Raw genomic sequence first — 15,551 nt, 5'->3', positions numbered from 1 at the left:
CACCGCTGGCGTGCTACACGCTCAAAAAATTGCGCTTTAATGTGAATGAGAGAGCATGAGTGTGGGAAGTGTCCAAAATTAGGGGGTTAACCCGATGAACGACCTAATCCCTCGGAAATCCGCTTTGCCTTGCTTTTAGTCGGTTTGACCGACTTATTCCTGCTCACTCAGGCGCTAGCCCCTTTTAAGTTGGTCTCACCGACTTAGCTCTCTTTCCAATTTATATTTTCAAATCAGATCAACTCGATCGCTGTTAAATTCCTCTCAATTTGGAGCCCGTTTTAGTCTAGTTTTAAACGCACATCCACGCCTACACTTAAAACAACCTTGCACATCTTAACTACGCACACTACTTCTAACACGATAAAAGCAACCACAACTTGGCCCTAACGTATTTGCTGCAATGACCCCTCACTAAGCACATACTCATGATTTCTTTGACTTAATGGGCGTACTGGTTGTATGAGGCGTTTTTGCATCAGAGAAGCTACTGTTTTCATACTAAAATCACGTTTTTTCCCCAAACAGTCGCAAATATCGTTCAAGCGAAATGGTCGGTTCAATTGCGCGGCATACCGGATTATCTCACGCTCATAGAGTGTAAGTACTGCACTGCTGCTATATCTCCCAAGTAACTCATATACAAAACTTCTGCAAAAAAACCGACTTTTTATCGAGCTCATCCCAACTAAACGGAACGTAGGCATACCCCTTCAACAACATGGAACGTACCCGGCTTTTTTCAAAATTAAACCGTTCTCTAGTTATCATCTCAACATGAGCACTATATCCATCGCACTCAAAAGCGATGCAATATGGTTGATAAAACACATCAATAAACATGGTTACTCCGTTTGGACTTCTCATCTCGTATTCAAGCTCGAAACCATCAAAGCTTCGAAAAATCGGCCAAATCACCTCTCTAAGCAGCTTGATCGTTCCCGTCAAATCCCGCTCCAGCATCTCCAGCCGTCTAGCACTCGCCTTGGTCCTTTGACTCTCCAGGAATACTTCAAACTGCTTTTCAAATAACGTACTCATCCACTATTTCCTCCATTCTTAATCGATAACGCAAAAAAAATGCGCTGTCAGCCTCATACGAGACGAACAGCGCATTCTTTACGCGAGATGATTCACTTACTAGATTGTACCCCAGTCATGTTAAGTGTTCAATATGGAAGTGTACACTTTATAATTGCACCAATCATTTTGTGACAAGTATATGATGACAAGTTAACGCATTGGAAGGAGCTATAAAATAGGAGGGAATCATTATTGATTTTGCTTAAACCAGCAAACTATTTAATCCTATTCGCTACAATTTGCTGCTTGTTTGCCGCATGCAGTCATACAAAAGCCAATCTGTCTGAGCCTGCTCTGTCAGAAAAAAAGCTACATCAATTCTATCCCGGCGAACTGGAAAATGCTGATGAAATTCGGATTCGCAGCGGATCAACAGGAGAGCTGCGCACGTATACGGACAAACATCAAATTCAGCAATGGCTCGATAGCGTACGCGACATCACCTTCCAAGCTTCGCCCCACCGGGAAGACGGGGTCGGATACTTATACCTCTTATATATTCTGGAGCGGGGAGAAGAAAAGCTGGCCTTCTTCACGACTTCCATTGACGAACATTACTACACCGACTCGAAGGAGCTTCATTCCCGCATGGAGGAATTATTTGTGCAACCAGCCGCCAACAGCGGATTATGACTATCCCCGTACATAACAAAGGCTCCCTGAGCAGGGAGCCTTCTTCTACGTTTTAAGCTGTCGACCGATAAACCTATAGTTTATGGACGTTGGCCGCCTGAGCGCCGCGGTTTCCTTCAGTAATATCGAACTCGACCGCTTGGCCTTCCTCCAGTGATTTAAAGCCTTCGCTTTGAATCGCGGAGAAATGTACAAACACGTCTTCCCCGTCCTCCACTTGGATGAAACCGTAGCCTTTTTCTGCATTAAACCATTTAACTGTACCTTTCAACGTTCATGACCTCCTAAATGTTCAGCTGATTGCATCAGCGTGAGATCATTATACCGAGTCGAAATTCAAATTGCAATTTCAGTAAAAAATAGCGGATTTATGCGTTCATCACAATATTAAGCATACGATCGGAGCCCGGAATAAATGGCAAACCCGATGCGCGGATGTCTGGCGTTCCTCCAGCTTTCCGCACGGCTTCCATCAGTTCGTCCAACTTCTCGTACGGCTCCCATTTCAACGACGTCAAAGGATATACCCGAATCGTACCGCCTGGCCTGCATACGCGCATTAGCTCGCGAATCGATGCTTCATGGAATGCATAGCCGAACTGCTCTGCGTACAAAAAGAGAAAATGGCTGCACAGCACCAGCGAAAAACAATTATCCTCAAAAGACAGCTCAGGCAACGATCCGCCGATATAGCGGTGTCCCCCTTCAGCCGATGCCGCATGTTCCTCGAATAGCTTTAATGACTTTACTCTGCCGCTGCGATGGTTGTCCAGCGAACCGTAATAGCTCCAGTCAAATCGATCCTTCAGTCCCTCCAGCTTGGCCGTAGACATCTCGATCTCATTGCGCGCCTCTTCTACCCATGCGCTCATATCTCCTGAATAACGGGGATCTACTGCCATCGCGTCGTACCCTTTCCTTCTGGCCTCAGCCGTAAAAGAAGAACCGCCGCCTGCAACATCCAGGATAGGTCCGGCCGCAAGCTCATGATCCGTCAACTGAAACATTGCCCGATATTCCTCGAATCCTCTGCACGTCATGGCGACGCCTACTTGCTCATAAAACGTTTTTGACATGTCCATCTCTCCTCGTCTCATCTCAACTCAACTCTTCTCATCTCTGCACAAAACAGTGCTGGATTCATGCCAACTGGTCCGCTTTTATTGCTTAGCGGCTTCATAATGGCTATCATGGTAACTATACCATAATTAACACAAGTGAAGGTGGAAAATTTTATGTTTAAAAAACATCAAATCTACAAACAGGATAATTACAATATGCTGACCGTAGAGGTTCAAGGCAAGACTCTAATCGTACGCGAAATTTCCGATCAATGGGGCGAGGAATGTCATACATTCGTCAGCCGTCCAGAGATGATGCATTGGGCTGGAAATCGATTCCGTGCGGAAAAGTTCGAAGGCAGGGAAGAAGAACTGAAAGCGATCATAGACGCTTTCCGCGAAGTATAAGCCGTCTCCGATTGTTAGCTTGCCTGCTTCCCCTGCAAAGAAAAGGAATATGAAGCAGCGGCAGCGAACATAACGGTACACCCGTACGCATAGAAACGTTTAGGAGGCAGTAAGAAATAACATGGATCCAATGACATCTTCTATCATCTTTATTATTGCGGCGTTTTCCCTTGGGGCCGTCATCGTCATGAAGCGGGATACGTTGCCGCCTAAGATGCGCCGCGGGTTGGCGCTTGTCTCTATCGCCATGATTGCGTTCGCTTTTTTCCTCATTGTGTACAGCTTGTTCACCATGGGTTCGGACGCCACCTAGTTTTTCGCCAATTAGCATAACTTCCATCCCAGCAGGGCATAGTATGGGCAAACTGTGTCTTGCGAGGTGATCCTAACATGAAATGGCTGCCCCTGCTGCTTGCGCTATCCCTAGTTCAAGGCGCAGCAGCCCAACCGGCAATTCCGCAGGAAGCCGGCGATAAGCAATCCATCCCATCTATATCAAGGAGGAATACGATGAATCACGTACCGAAACGTTCTGAAACTGCGGTCGAATCCCGCTGGAAGCTGGAAGATTTGTTCGCCAATCAATCATCCTGGGATCAAGAATACGCCAAGGCTAAGGATTTGATCAAAAAAGCCGACCAGTTCCAAGGCAAGCTAAGCGATCCTGCTCAGCTTAAGGCATGTTTCGAGCTGGAAGACGAGCTATCCCTCCATGTCGAGCGGCTTTATGTGTATGCCAATATGCGCCATCACGAAGATACTGCCGAACCTGTCAACCAAGCTCTTTCTGACAAATCGAAAAAATTGAGTGTAGAGACAGGAGAAGCGTTGTCATTCGTAACGCCTGAGGTGCTAAGCCTCTCCGATAGCGAGCTGGATGCGATGATCAACAATGAATCGCTTGCCAAGTACCGCCACACGCTCGAAGAAATGAGACGGCAGAAAGCCCATATTTTGTCCAAAAACGAAGAAGCGCTTATGGCTCAGGTTGGCAATATCAGCTCTGCTCCCGGCACGATCTTCGGCATGCTGAACAATGCAGATTTGAAGTTCCCTAAAGTGAAAAACGAAGCCGGCGAAGAAGTTGAGCTGTCGCATGGCCGCTACATTCAGTTTCTGGAGAGCAAAAACCGCGATGTGCGCCGCGAAGCGTTCAAAGCGATGTACGATACATACGGCAAGCTGAAAAACACGATGGCTTCCACGCTGAATGCCAACGTCAACAAAAACGCATTTTACGCCAAGGCGCGCAAATACGACTCTGTGCTCGGGATGTCGCTGTACGGCGACAACATTCCGAAGGAAGTGTATACGAATCTGATCGATACGATCCACAAGCATCTTCCGCTCATGCACCGTTATATGGAGCTTCGCAAAAAGCTGCTTGGGCTGGATGAGCTGCATATGTACGATTTGTTCGCCCCGCTTGTCGAGGAATTCGATATGGAGATCAGCTTCGAGGAAGCGAAAAAAACGATTAGTGAAAGCTTGAAGCCACTGGGTCAAGACTACTTGAACGTGTTGCAGGAAGGCTTTGACCAAGGCTGGATCGACGTGTATGAGAATGAAGGCAAGCGCAGCGGCGCTTACAGCTGGGGCGCATACGGCACGCATCCTTACGTGCTGCTGAACCATAAAGACAACCTGAACAGCATGTTCACGCTGACGCATGAGATGGGCCATGCCCTTCACTCGTACTACTCCGATACGAATCAGAACTATCGCGACGCGCAATATACGATCTTCTTGGCAGAGGTTGCTTCTACGCTGAATGAAGCGCTGCTGATGGATTATTTGCTCGGGAAGTCAACGGATGCCAAGGAAAAAATGTACCTGCTCACCTACTACGCGGATCAATTCCGTACAACGGTGTTCCGCCAGACGATGTTTGCCGAGTTTGAGAAGATCGTCCATGAGCGCACAGAAGCGGGTGAATCGCTGACGCCTCAGGAATTGAGCAAGATCTACTATGATCTGAACAAGCTGTATTACGGCCCTGGCATGGTTGTGGATCAAGACATCGAGATGGAGTGGGCGCGTATCCCTCATTTCTACACCAGCTTCTATGTGTACAAATACGCGACCGGTTTCTCTGCGGCTACGAGCTTCTCGAAGCAGATTTTGGACGAAGGCGCGCCTGCCGTTGAACGCTACCTCGGCTTCCTGAAGAGCGGAGGCAGCGACTTCTCGATCAACATCTTGAAGAAAGCCGGCGTCGATATGTCCTCTCCTGAGCCGATCGAGCAAGCCATGAGCGTGTTTGAGCAGCTGATTGCACAGATGGAACAGCTGACGAGCGATAGGACGAAAAAATAACGAAGAACGTGGCTCAGGCTGCCTAATTACAGGCGGCTGAAGCTCCGTACGATAAAGTAGGCCTTCACATTCGCATGCATGCGGATGTGAGGGTCTTTTTTTATGGAGTTTATGCGGGAAGGTTACGTGAAGGAGGTTATGCGGAGGTTGCAGACAACTTTAGGAGGTAAGGTGCTGGGTCAAGAAAAGAAAATCGGAGAGTATGAGTTGGTTAGAGTGGTTGTGCTGATTTCAGCGTTTGAATTAGGTGCCCGTCACATCGCGCACGTTCATTCATTCAACTTGTGAAAATGGAAATTAGCAGTTTCACACATCGTTGTTTTGCACTTTACTCGGCTTTGGTCAGTTTATGGTGCTGCACAACGCTAAATCATCCAATTCGACGAAAATGCGAATTTAGTGGTGTCACGCAACACTATTTCGCACCAGACTGCTGAATCAGTAAATTAGTGGTGTTGCATAACGCTAATTCATCCCATCCGACGAATATGCGAATTTGGTGGTGTCACGCAACACTATTTCGCACCAAACTCCAGAATCGGTCAGTTTGTAGTGCTATACAACGGTAATTCGTTGCCGTTGGCGAGTATGCTGAAGCCAGCATCTTCATGATGCTATAGTACGGATTTGGCTCCATCATCACAATCCACATCAGTTTCACCAGTTAGCTCTTATCAACACCTTCGCCTATCAAAAAAAAACGGCTTCTCCACGCCCGGCACATAAGCCTGTGCCAGCGGGAGAAGCCGCTTGTGTTAGAGGAACTGGCCGATGGCGAAAGCCAGCAGGCCGGCGAGAAGTGACGACAGGAGGTTCACCCTGTCGTTGTCTAGCGCGGCGAAGCCGCGTATGTGCCGGGTCGGGCTGCCGCAATGGCTGACCCGCTCTGTCTCGCTGCCGCATACCTGGCAGCGGTACATGGCCTGGCCCGTCGCGCCTAGCAGCGAATCGGCGAAGGCGCCGGCCAGGCCAGCCGCGGCTGCTGCGGCGATCAATCCCGCCGCAGCGACGCCGCTAAGCCCCGCAGCAGCCTCGCCGGGCTGCGGGATAGCCAGCAGCAGCGCTGACACGGCGCCGATGAATGCGGCGCCCCCAAGCGCTGCTGCGCTGCCGAGCGGCGTAATTCCGCCGCTCGTGCCGGTCGGGACCTGCTTGCCGCTCACGATCGATCGCGGCACAGAGCGGCTGAGCGCGCCGATCTCGGTCGCCCATGTATCGGCGTTGACCGAGGCCATGACGCCTATGTAGGCAAGCAGCCAGCCGTCATGAGGGAATAAGGCATGCAGGACGCACAGCACGAGACCTGCACCGCCATTGGCCCAGACTTGTCCCGCATCGCGGCGCCCGCCTTTGGCATATTTCGCTTCTGCATCCCGCTTGGACCTCGTATGGCGCTTCCACTTGGACCAAAACGTAGACGAGATAAAAAATGCGATAAGTACACCGAACCAAACCGGTTCGCCGAAAGTGACAAAGCCTGTCCCCATCGCCAGCGCCGACCAAGCTCCCGATCCCGACAAAGCGCGGGCGCGGTAGGCTGCTGCGGCAGCGAGACCGCTGCCCAGCAGACCAATAAACAGCCTCAGCCACCATTCATCGATAAATCCGACCATGTGCATCCCTTCATTCTACTTATTCGGCTTGAACCTGAACCAATTTTTCGAGTTTTCCAGCATTCGTCTGCTTATAGGCTTAGAGCCGGATTCCGACACTACCTCCCGGTAGCGGTCCGGATAATTCGTACAGATCAGAAGGGCGGGATCAAGCGCCGCCACCTTGCGCATATTGCGTTTGTCATTAACCGTCCATGCCATCGTCTGGATGCCGGCTTCATTCAACAGCGCCATTCTGGCCGGATTCAGCTTCGTATAGCCGATCGATAAAAAATCCGACTTCAGCTCGCGCAGCTCATGAAGAAGCGTATTGCGCCAGCCGTCCAGAATAAGTCCGATTCGGACGTGATCCGACAGCTTGCGAAGCCGCTGAAGCGTTCCAAGATGGAAGGAAGTAAGTACGACGTCATCCATTCTTCCATGTTCATAGACGCGCTCCAGCACCTTCTCCTCGATATGAGGATAGCGGATTCCGTCCGTCTTCAGCTCGATATTCAGCTTAGCCCGACCCGCCGACTCACGAAGCACGTCGTCCAGTGTAGGAATCGACTCTCCCTTGTACTTGGAAGAAAACCAGCTGCCGGCATCCAATGAAGCCAGCTCCGCTGCCGTCCAATCGCGCACCTCTCCTCTTCCGTTGGTCGTACGTCTCAGATTGTAATCATGGATGACGACAGGTACGGCATCTTTGCTTAACTGAACATCTAGCTCGATCCAGGCCACATCCGGGGCTTCCAGCGCCATTCGGAACGCAGCCATCGTATTTTCCGGCGCACGGCCGGACCAGCCCCGATGCGCTACGCACGGGTTATTCATGCAGTTCCCTTCCTCTCTCCGTTATCCCATCTCATGGTGCCTTCGCCGCAGTCCCTTGTTGGATGACGGAGCCTTCAGAATCCAGTGTGACTCCGAACGAAATTGATGACAATCGCTCAAGCAGCTGCTGCTTTGCCTCGCCTTCAAGAGGGGTAGGCTGCGACCCGATAACGTTCATCGGATTGAATTTCAGCGTGCATTCGCCCGCTTTGTTGCAGACGGCATCCAATACGCCTGTGTCTCCCTGCGGGCTTTTGGGATTGGTAGCATAGACGAAATTGCCCAGGCTGTACGCAATCCATTTGCCTTTATAATTCTCAAAGCCTTGCAGCACATGCGGATGGCTGCCAATGACGATGTCAGCCCCTGCGTCTATATATTCCCTGGCATAATTCCGATGAAGGTTTTTCGGCTTATCTGCCGCATCTTCTCCCCAATGCACCATTACGATGACGAGATCCGCGTCTTCCTTCGCGCTTGCGATCGCCGCCACCGTTCTTTTGGTCTCATAGGTCTCTGCGATGCCGGGGGTATTGCGATCCGCCTTCAGATGTGTGTACGGGATCACTCCGCTAACGCCAATATACGCAACTTTGAAACCTCTCGCTTCCATCACGTATGGAGCGAACGCTTCCGCATCGTTATTGCCGACACCCATATACCCTATGCCAGCTTCTTGCAAATGCTTCATCGTATCATGCATGCCCTCCAGCCCCTGATCCAGTGCATGGTTATTCGCCAGGCTCAGCACATCGAATCCCGCATCGCGAAGAGGCGGCAGCGCCTCAGGCGAACCTTTATGCACATAGGGCGTTCCCTCGATCGGCGTTCCTCTTGTTGTGATTGGAAGCTCCAGATTGCCCGCCATAATGTCCGGCTCGCTTAGATATAGCAATACCTTTTGATAAGGGAAATCATAACCCTTCTCCAGCAAAATACGATTAATGTATTCACCCGGCATCATATCGCCTACGAACGACAAGCTGATAAGCTCGCTCATCTCCCCGGTGCCTTCCTCCGCTGGTGGGCTGGCATCAGGCTCTTCATTTCCTTCCTCATCCGTGGATGCAGGATCATCGGGCAGATCAGTAGGCTCCGGACTGGCAGCCCCGTCATCTGGTCCGTCTGGATCATTCACAAGCGCTTGCTCTGCCCCGCCGCCCGGCCAGGAGAACCAATCCGGCAAGCCTGCTTTCGAGCCCCAAGTCAATCCCAGGGCAGCCACGACAAGAAGGGTTCCAATTAACACAATTGATATACTAAGCGTCCGTCGCCGCCGCTTTTCGCGCTGCGCTTTTTCTTTTTGGCGCGATTCCGATCTGGATAATGTCATAAAATGCTCCTTATTTGATAGATCTCTCTGCTAGATACTAGACTTCCTCATTATACCTTTTACCCGTGAGGAAGCGAAGAGAATCTGTCAAAAAAAGAGCATTCTACTTGCGAGATTAATTCGTTGCCGGATACAGCTCGGCTGCTGCCTCTTTACCTTGGCGGATGCAATCCGGCAAGCCTACACCGTCGAAAGCGGCCCCCGTCACCCACACGCCGGGCAATTCCGACTTCAAGCGGCTGCGCAGCGACTGCATCTTCTCGATATGGCCGACCGGATATTGCGGCATCGAATGATTGAGTCTCGTAATTTCCGTAAACATCGGTTCTGCCGTAATGCCCATCGTCTCCCGAATATCCTTGCGCACCGCGGCAACCAGTTGATCATCCGGCAGCTTGATGCTTTCCTGATCTTCAGAATGGCCGACATAACAACGCAGCAGTACCTTGTCTTCCGGGCTGGTATGCAGCCACTTGCTCGACGTCCAAGTACAGGCCGTAATATGAAGCCCTTCCGAACGCGGCACAACAAAGCCGGAGCCGTCGAAGTCGAGACCAAATGTTTTTTTGTCAAAAGCCATCACGACGTTGGCTACCGACACATATCGGATGTCCTTCAACTCGGTGCACGCCACCAGCGGCTCCAGCAGTTTGGCAGCGGCAAAGGCAGGAGCCGTCACAATAATACGGTCCGTCTCCAGCTTCTCTCCGTCAGCCAGCGTCACCGTATATCCGCTCCCGGACTTAGCAAGCTCCGCCACTTTCACGCCAAGCCTGCGTTCCACTCCGCCAAGCTCCTGATCTAGCGCCCGAACAAGCGTGGACAACCCTTGCTTGAACGTCAGGAACGTCGTTCCTTGCGCTTTGCCCTTCGCAGCTGCAGCTGTAGCTTTCCTGTTATGCATCATGCCTTTTATCAAGCTGCCATGCTTCCGCTCCGAGTCGCCGAACTGCGGGAAGGTGGCCCTAAGGCTCAACTTCTTCAAGTCTCCCGCATAAATGCCGGCCAGCAGCGGTTCGGCAATTCTCCGCATTACTTGCGTGCCGACGCGTCTTTCCAGAAATCCGCCCAGCGACTCGTCTCCATCCGCAGGCTTTGCAGGCATGAACAAGTCCATCACCGCTCTCAGCTTGCCGCCAAGCGACAGCAGACTGGTCTTCATGAAGGGGCCGATCTCTGTCGGAATGCCCAGCACGAGTCCCGGCGGCATCGCGTGCAGTTTCCGGTTATGCATGATATAGGTCTTTTTGGCGGCGGGATTGGTTGCTGTCAGTTCATCTTCCAGACCAAGCTCCTTCGCCAGATCGATGATGGCTTGCTTGCGCGCAAGGAAGGAATCCGGTCCCTTCTCGATGACAAAGCCGTCACGTTGCAGCGTATTGATTTTTCCGCCAAGGACAGGAGCTTCATCTACGATCGTAAGATGAAGCTTCCGTCCTTGCCGCTCCGCTTCCCGCTGCAAATAAAAAGCGGAGCTCAGTCCGCTGATCCCCCCGCCAATAATGACAATTCGATCAATCGCTTCTGCACTCCGCATTCTATTCATTCCTTTCCGTTCTTGACCGAAGCGGCTTGTACCGACTCCGCTAATGTCTCCATATAAAGCGGATCACGATTCAGCATCGCTATGCGCTCCAGCTTAATGCCGATCTTCTCCGCCTCCGCTTTCGCTTCGATATCCAGATCATACAGCACCTCTAGATGATCCGATACGAAGCCGACAGGTGCCACAAGCACTGCTTCCACGCCTTCACCTGCGATCGTCGCCAGCGTCTCCAGAATATCAGGTCCGAGCCACGGATCACGAGTCCGGCCGGCGCTTTGCCATGTGAACTGCCAATCCTGTACGCCCGCAGCTTCAGCGACAACAGCGGATGTCTCCAGTAATTGCTTCTCGTACGGGTCGCCCAGCTCTCTGATCTTCTCTGGCAAGCTGTGCGCGCTGAACAGCACCTTCGTCTTCGCTTCGACGCCTGCTGTCTTCGCCAGCACGGACAATCCGTTCTCCACACGCTCGGTTAGCGCTTTGATCAGCTTCGGATGAAGGTGATACTGCTCGACAAAGGACATTTCGATGCCAAGCTCGTCCGCTTTCTCCTTTGCTCTCTTGATGTAGCTGCCTACGCTCATCGTTGAAAAATGAGGAGCGAGCACGATGCCCACAGCACGGCGAATGCCGTCCTTAGCCATCGCTTCCACACCATCCTCAATATAGGGACGGGCATGCTTCAGCCCTTGGTAACAAACATATTGTCCAGGCGCGGTTGTATCCAGCTTATCCTGCAACCCGGCGACCTGGCCGTTTGTGTTCTCGCGGAGCGGGAATACGCCTCCGACGATCGCTTCATAACGATCCGTCAGTTCCTTCAGCTGTTCCTCTGTCGGCGGATGTCCGCGACGAATATGCGTGTAGTACGCTTCAACATCGTCCATCGATTCCGGCGTGCCGTAGGACATGACGAGTACACCGATTTTGTGTTCGCTGCTAGACATGGCGGGCCTCCCCTTTGCTCTGTGCCGCAATCGCTTTTTCGGAATATGAGTGGATAAACGCCGTCAATTCAGCCAGCTTCTCCAGCGACGCTTCCGGGAATAGTCCGTGGCCCAGATTGAAAATAAAGCCAGGCTCCTGAATGCCTTGATCAATGATCTCAGCTGCATATGACTCAATGACACTCATAGGCGCAGTTAGAATGGTAGGGTCCAGGTTGCCCTGCACCGCATATTGATGATTCAGTCTGCGGCGTCCTTCTTCTATCGATACGCGCCAGTCCAGACCGATCACGTTCGCCTCCACATTGTGAAGCTCTGGCAGCAGCTCGCCTGAGCTTACGCCCGGGAAGTAGATTTTCGGCTGCGGCAAATCGCTCAGCTCGTTGAAAATACGCTCAATCGTAGGCAGGACAAACTTGCGGAAGTCCGCTGGAGAAAGCGCGCCAACCCAGCTGTCGAATAGCTGGAACGCCTTGCCGCCGTTAGCCACATGGGCACGCAAATAAGCGATAACCATATCGCCAAGCTTCTGCATAAGCGAATGCCATACTTGCGGCTCGCTGTACATAAGCTCTTTTGTGCGAAGATAGTTTTTGGACGGACGCCCCTCGATCAGATAGCTAGCAATCGTAAACGGCGCTCCTGCAAACGTAATAAGAGGAACCTCCAACTCACGATCCAAAATGCGGATCGTCTCCAACACATGGCCCAGATCGCCTTCCACGTCAATCGGCTTCAGACGTTCTACATCAGCCGCGGAACGGATCGGATTATGAATGACTGGACCAATGTTCGCCACAATATCGAAATCGATGCCGATAGACGCAACCGGATTCATAATATCCGAATACAGAATAGCCGCATCTACGCCAAGCTTGCGCACCGGCATAAGCGTTACTTCGGCAGCCAACTCTGGCTGCTTGCATATTTCAAGCAAGGAATACTTCTCTTTGATTTTGCGATAATCGGGATCGTATCTCCCTGCTTGCCTCATGTACCATACTGGTACGCGATCCACAAGTTCCTTCCGGCTTGCCCGAATGAAACGGTCGTTATAAGACATTCCCGTTCCCCATTTCTATGTAGTTTCTTCTGCTTCTCATTATGCCCTTTTTCCCGAACCCTAACAACCGCTGTAGCTTTGCTTCCTATGACAATAGTATGACAATCAAGGTATAGTTGCATGAAAATTGCTTGAAATATCCTTCCCACGACGCTTGTTTGTCCCTATATATCACCAGCTTATCATGGTTAAATGTGCTTTCAAGATACCCATACATCTTATATCCTTCCACGCCAAAAAGCTCCTCTCTTCATGCCCTCGCAACTCTTACTTACCTTCCTCCTCTCTCATTATCGTTTGGCTAAACAACGCTATTACCCTCCAAACATCGAGATTCCATTGGTCAAAATGTAAACCCGATCCATCTCAATTCAGCAAGCTAAGCCTCGCAACTATGCAACGATTAGAATGGAACGATTATGATATACTAACGCTATGGAACAGTGGAAAAAGAATCTAATTGTGCTGTGGTTCGGACAGTTTCTCGTCATGGGCGGCATGACGATGATCATTCCGTTTCTCACCCTCTATTTGCAATTCGAGCTTGGCCTCTCCGATCCTCATGAAATCGGGGTATGGGCAGGCTTTATATTTGCAGGCAACTTTGTTACCGCGTTTATTTTTCAGCCGATTTGGGGCAAGCTAGCCGACCGTTACGGACGCAAAATGATGCTGCTCCGCTCAGGCTTCGGCATGGCGATCGTCATGGTCATGATGGGTTTCGCCACGAGCCCGTGGCATCTTCTGCTGCTGCGCATGCTGAACGGCACGATATCCGGTTTTAATCCGGCATCGATCGCGCTGATCTCGGCAACGACACCGAAGGAACGTACAGGCTTTGCCATGGGCACAATCCAGTCCGGCGCAATGGCGGGCACGATTTTGGGTCCGTTAATGGGCGGACTGCTGGTCGACGCTGTAGGCTACCGGCCTATCTTTTATATAACGGGAGCACTTCTGTTTGCCGCTTCCTTATTGGCTCTGTTTGTCGTAAAAGAATCGTTCGACCTGGCAAAAGCCGCTACCCGCGTTCAAGCATCCGTAATAGACGGGCTTAAGCGAATCAGCCGCATTCCGCAGCTCATGTCGCTGTATGGCGTAACGTTCCTCATCCAGTTTGCCATGATGAGCCCGATGACGCTCATTCCCCTGTTCGTGCAGGAGCTGCACGGTTCACTGGAAAACATCGCGTTTCTCGCCGGATTCGTCGGTTCGGTAACCGGTCTGTCGAACATGCTCGCCTCGCCGCTGCTCGGCAAGTTGAGCGACCGCATCGGCGCGGAGCGGGTGCTGGCTGTGTCTCTAGTTGGCGCGGCGCTGGCCTTTATCCCCCAAGCGATGGCCGATTCCGTATTCATGCTGCTGCTGGCCAGATTTGGACTTGGGTTGTTTTTGGGCGGACTCATTCCTGCTGTTAATTCGCTTATCCGCGTCCATACGCCTGACGGTATGGAAAGCCGTGCCTACAGCTTTAACAGCAGCACGATGAGCCTTGGCAACATGATCGGACCGATTACCGGCGGTGCGCTCTCCGGCTATATCGGCATCCAAGGGTTGTTCGTCATGTCGGCCATCCTGATGCTGCTCAACGGCGTATGGGTCTGGTTCTCGCTGCTGAGCAAACGCTCGCCGAGACACGGCAGCGGTACTTCTTCGTCATGACTTCTTAGAAATTGGAGGTTTGCTAGCAAGCGGCGTTTGCCGCTTTTTTTATTTGGAAGCCGAGCTGCTTGCAACATTTGCCGAGTGGCTCGGCTTTTTTCTGTCTCGGCAGACACTGGCGGGACTGTCTAAGCCGAGTTTCTCGGCTTGCAGACACATCCAGTAGCTCCGCGAGCTCTCTAAGCCGAATTTCTCGGCTTGCACCTATCTGCTCCGATCACGCAGCTCCCACAAAAAAGCAGTCCAGAGAACACCTAACGTCTCTGGACTGTTTTTTCGTCTATTCGGTTGCCTATTTGAGCAACACGCACAGTTGCAAGCGTGTGTGTTGCATCTTTACGGATTCACTACGCCTCCATAGCGCTATTCACCTGGAGTGCGCGTTACCCCTTCACCCGCGCGATCGCAAGACCGTCGTAGCCTGGGAGGATTGTGCTTTCGAGGCGCGGGTCGGTGGCGATTCTTTCATTAAAGCTGCGTACCGCGAGCACAGCCGGGCCTTGCTTATCCATGTTCGTCGTTCTGCCGCGCAGCAATATGTTGTCGGCTACAATAACGGCACCCGTTCTTGCCAGCTCAATCGCGAAATCAAGATAGAGCGGATAGCCTTCTTTGTCGGCGTCGATAAAAAAGAAATCGAATGTGCGGCCCTCTTCCTTCAGCCGAGCCAGACTCTCTTTGGCGTCGCCAGTCCGGTAATCCACTCGGGCTCCGTAACCCGCTTCCTCCAGATGGGCGCGTGCGACATTCGCATAATGAGGCAGCAGCTCCAGCGATAGCAGCGTCCCCCCATCGCCCAGCCCTCTCGCCAGGCATATTCCGCTATATCCGCCCAAAGCGCCTATTTCCAAAATATCTTTTGCCCCGGACATGCCAACCAGCATAGTTAGCAATCTTCCGTAGCCGTCCGCAACCGAGATATCCGGCATGCCATGCGCAGCGATTCCTTCTTTTACACGCTCCAGTTGATCATCTTTTCTATATAGTGAATCTATGTATTGTTCTTCAATAGACATTGCCGTAAGCTCCCCGTATGTTTGATTTGTAAATGCACGGCCGTTTGACCTATA

At 51.6% G+C, this 15,551-nt stretch carries 15 protein-coding genes; 5 read left to right on the top strand and 10 right to left on the bottom strand.

What is annotated here, in order from left to right; genetic code table 11:
- Positions 1-636: 636 nt before the first annotated feature.
- A complete protein-coding gene (locus ACFVSO_RS18465; protein ID WP_387476203.1) occupies positions 637-1,041 on the bottom strand; it encodes a hypothetical protein in 405 nt (134 codons plus the stop codon).
- Between the two features lie 234 nt (positions 1,042-1,275).
- Here ACFVSO_RS18465 and ACFVSO_RS18460 point away from each other — a divergent pair, with 234 nt between their 5' ends.
- Entirely contained in the window at positions 1,276-1,716 is a 441-nt protein-coding gene (locus ACFVSO_RS18460; protein WP_387476201.1) for a hypothetical protein, read from the top strand.
- A 73-nt stretch (positions 1,717-1,789) separates the two neighbouring features.
- Here ACFVSO_RS18460 and ACFVSO_RS18455 read toward each other — a convergent pair whose 3' ends face one another.
- Both ACFVSO_RS18455 and ACFVSO_RS18450 read right to left on the bottom strand, forming a co-directional pair.
- Positions 1,790-1,987, bottom strand: coding sequence for a cold-shock protein (locus ACFVSO_RS18455; RefSeq protein ID WP_119799235.1), 198 nt, complete (start codon positions 1,985-1,987; stop codon positions 1,790-1,792).
- Between the two features lie 97 nt (positions 1,988-2,084).
- Complete coding sequence (locus ACFVSO_RS18450; protein WP_387476199.1) at positions 2,085-2,792, bottom strand: class I SAM-dependent methyltransferase; 708 nt, start codon at positions 2,790-2,792, stop codon at positions 2,085-2,087.
- 159 nt (positions 2,793-2,951) lie between these two features.
- Here ACFVSO_RS18450 and ACFVSO_RS18445 point away from each other — a divergent pair, with 159 nt between their 5' ends.
- The 3 genes from ACFVSO_RS18445 (at position 2,952) to pepF (ending at position 5,501) form a co-directional block, all read left to right on the top strand.
- Positions 2,952-3,185: a hypothetical protein gene (locus tag ACFVSO_RS18445; RefSeq protein WP_387476197.1), complete on the top strand. Its 234-nt coding sequence runs from the start codon at positions 2,952-2,954 to the stop codon at positions 3,183-3,185.
- A 121-nt stretch (positions 3,186-3,306) separates the two neighbouring features.
- Positions 3,307-3,498 (top strand): hypothetical protein, encoded by a 192-nt coding sequence (locus ACFVSO_RS18440; protein WP_387476195.1) that lies wholly within the window; start codon positions 3,307-3,309, stop codon positions 3,496-3,498.
- A gap of 197 nt (positions 3,499-3,695) precedes the next feature.
- Entirely contained in the window at positions 3,696-5,501 is a 1,806-nt protein-coding gene (gene pepF, locus ACFVSO_RS18435) for an oligoendopeptidase F (RefSeq protein WP_387476246.1), read from the top strand.
- Between the two features lie 755 nt (positions 5,502-6,256).
- On the opposite strand, the gene ACFVSO_RS18430 is transcribed toward pepF, so the two are convergent.
- The 6 genes from ACFVSO_RS18430 to hemE form a co-directional block, all read right to left on the bottom strand.
- Complete coding sequence (locus ACFVSO_RS18430; protein WP_387476193.1) at positions 6,257-7,114, bottom strand: DUF92 domain-containing protein; 858 nt, start codon at positions 7,112-7,114, stop codon at positions 6,257-6,259.
- Between the two features lie 15 nt (positions 7,115-7,129).
- Positions 7,130-7,930, bottom strand: a complete 801-nt coding sequence (locus ACFVSO_RS18425; protein WP_387476191.1) for a glycerophosphodiester phosphodiesterase — start codon at positions 7,928-7,930, stop codon at positions 7,130-7,132.
- Between the two features lie 31 nt (positions 7,931-7,961).
- Complete coding sequence (locus ACFVSO_RS18420) at positions 7,962-9,263, bottom strand: CapA family protein (RefSeq protein WP_387476189.1); 1,302 nt, start codon at positions 9,261-9,263, stop codon at positions 7,962-7,964.
- A 115-nt stretch (positions 9,264-9,378) separates the two neighbouring features.
- On the bottom strand, positions 9,379-10,800 hold the full coding sequence (gene hemG / locus ACFVSO_RS18415) for a protoporphyrinogen oxidase (RefSeq protein ID WP_387476187.1): 1,422 nt from the start codon (positions 10,798-10,800) through the stop codon (positions 9,379-9,381).
- 5 nt (positions 10,801-10,805) lie between these two features.
- Positions 10,806-11,756: a ferrochelatase gene (gene hemH / locus ACFVSO_RS18410; RefSeq protein ID WP_387476185.1), complete on the bottom strand. Its 951-nt coding sequence runs from the start codon at positions 11,754-11,756 to the stop codon at positions 10,806-10,808.
- Complete coding sequence (gene hemE / locus ACFVSO_RS18405; RefSeq protein WP_387476183.1) at positions 11,749-12,819, bottom strand: uroporphyrinogen decarboxylase; 1,071 nt, start codon at positions 12,817-12,819, stop codon at positions 11,749-11,751. Before hemE ends, hemH begins: the two co-directional genes overlap by 8 nt.
- A 435-nt stretch (positions 12,820-13,254) precedes the next feature.
- Between hemE and ACFVSO_RS18400 the strand changes: the two genes are divergently transcribed.
- The gene (locus ACFVSO_RS18400; RefSeq protein WP_387476181.1) at positions 13,255-14,481 is read left to right on the top strand and encodes an MFS transporter; all 1,227 of its coding nucleotides are present in this window, start codon (positions 13,255-13,257) and stop codon (positions 14,479-14,481) included.
- A 383-nt stretch (positions 14,482-14,864) separates the two neighbouring features.
- Here ACFVSO_RS18400 and ACFVSO_RS18395 read toward each other — a convergent pair whose 3' ends face one another.
- Positions 14,865-15,497 (bottom strand): O-methyltransferase, encoded by a 633-nt coding sequence (locus ACFVSO_RS18395; protein ID WP_387476179.1) that lies wholly within the window; start codon positions 15,495-15,497, stop codon positions 14,865-14,867.
- Positions 15,498-15,551: the final 54 nt, after the last annotated feature.

This window comes from Paenibacillus sp. NPDC057967, assembly GCF_042887015.1.
Taxonomy (GTDB): domain Bacteria; phylum Bacillota; class Bacilli; order Paenibacillales; family Paenibacillaceae; genus Pristimantibacillus.
This window is presented reverse-complemented; position numbering and strand designations above follow the sequence as displayed.

Excerpts from the sequence above, each read along its gene's own strand:
- ACFVSO_RS18465 (WP_387476203.1), bottom strand. The coding sequence starts at position 1,041 with ATGAGTACGTTATTTGAAAAGCAGTTTGAAGTATTCCTGGAGAGTCAA.
- ACFVSO_RS18450 (WP_387476199.1), bottom strand. The coding sequence starts at position 2,792 with ATGTCAAAAACGTTTTATGAGCAAGTAGGCGTCGCCATGACGTGCAGA.
- ACFVSO_RS18445 (WP_387476197.1), top strand. The coding sequence starts at position 2,952 with ATGTTTAAAAAACATCAAATCTACAAACAGGATAATTACAATATGCTG.
- ACFVSO_RS18440 (WP_387476195.1), top strand. The coding sequence starts at position 3,307 with ATGGATCCAATGACATCTTCTATCATCTTTATTATTGCGGCGTTTTCC.
- pepF (WP_387476246.1), top strand. The coding sequence starts at position 3,696 with ATGAATCACGTACCGAAACGTTCTGAAACTGCGGTCGAATCCCGCTGG.
- ACFVSO_RS18430 (WP_387476193.1), bottom strand. The coding sequence starts at position 7,114 with ATGGTCGGATTTATCGATGAATGGTGGCTGAGGCTGTTTATTGGTCTG.
- ACFVSO_RS18425 (WP_387476191.1), bottom strand. The coding sequence starts at position 7,930 with ATGAATAACCCGTGCGTAGCGCATCGGGGCTGGTCCGGCCGTGCGCCG.
- ACFVSO_RS18420 (WP_387476189.1), bottom strand. The coding sequence starts at position 9,263 with ATGACATTATCCAGATCGGAATCGCGCCAAAAAGAAAAAGCGCAGCGC.
- hemG (WP_387476187.1), bottom strand. The coding sequence starts at position 10,800 with ATGCGGAGTGCAGAAGCGATTGATCGAATTGTCATTATTGGCGGGGGG.
- hemH (WP_387476185.1), bottom strand. The coding sequence starts at position 11,756 with ATGTCTAGCAGCGAACACAAAATCGGTGTACTCGTCATGTCCTACGGC.
- hemE (WP_387476183.1), bottom strand. The coding sequence starts at position 12,819 with ATGTCTTATAACGACCGTTTCATTCGGGCAAGCCGGAAGGAACTTGTG.
- ACFVSO_RS18400 (WP_387476181.1), top strand. The coding sequence starts at position 13,255 with ATGGAACAGTGGAAAAAGAATCTAATTGTGCTGTGGTTCGGACAGTTT.
- ACFVSO_RS18395 (WP_387476179.1), bottom strand. The coding sequence starts at position 15,497 with ATGTCTATTGAAGAACAATACATAGATTCACTATATAGAAAAGATGAT.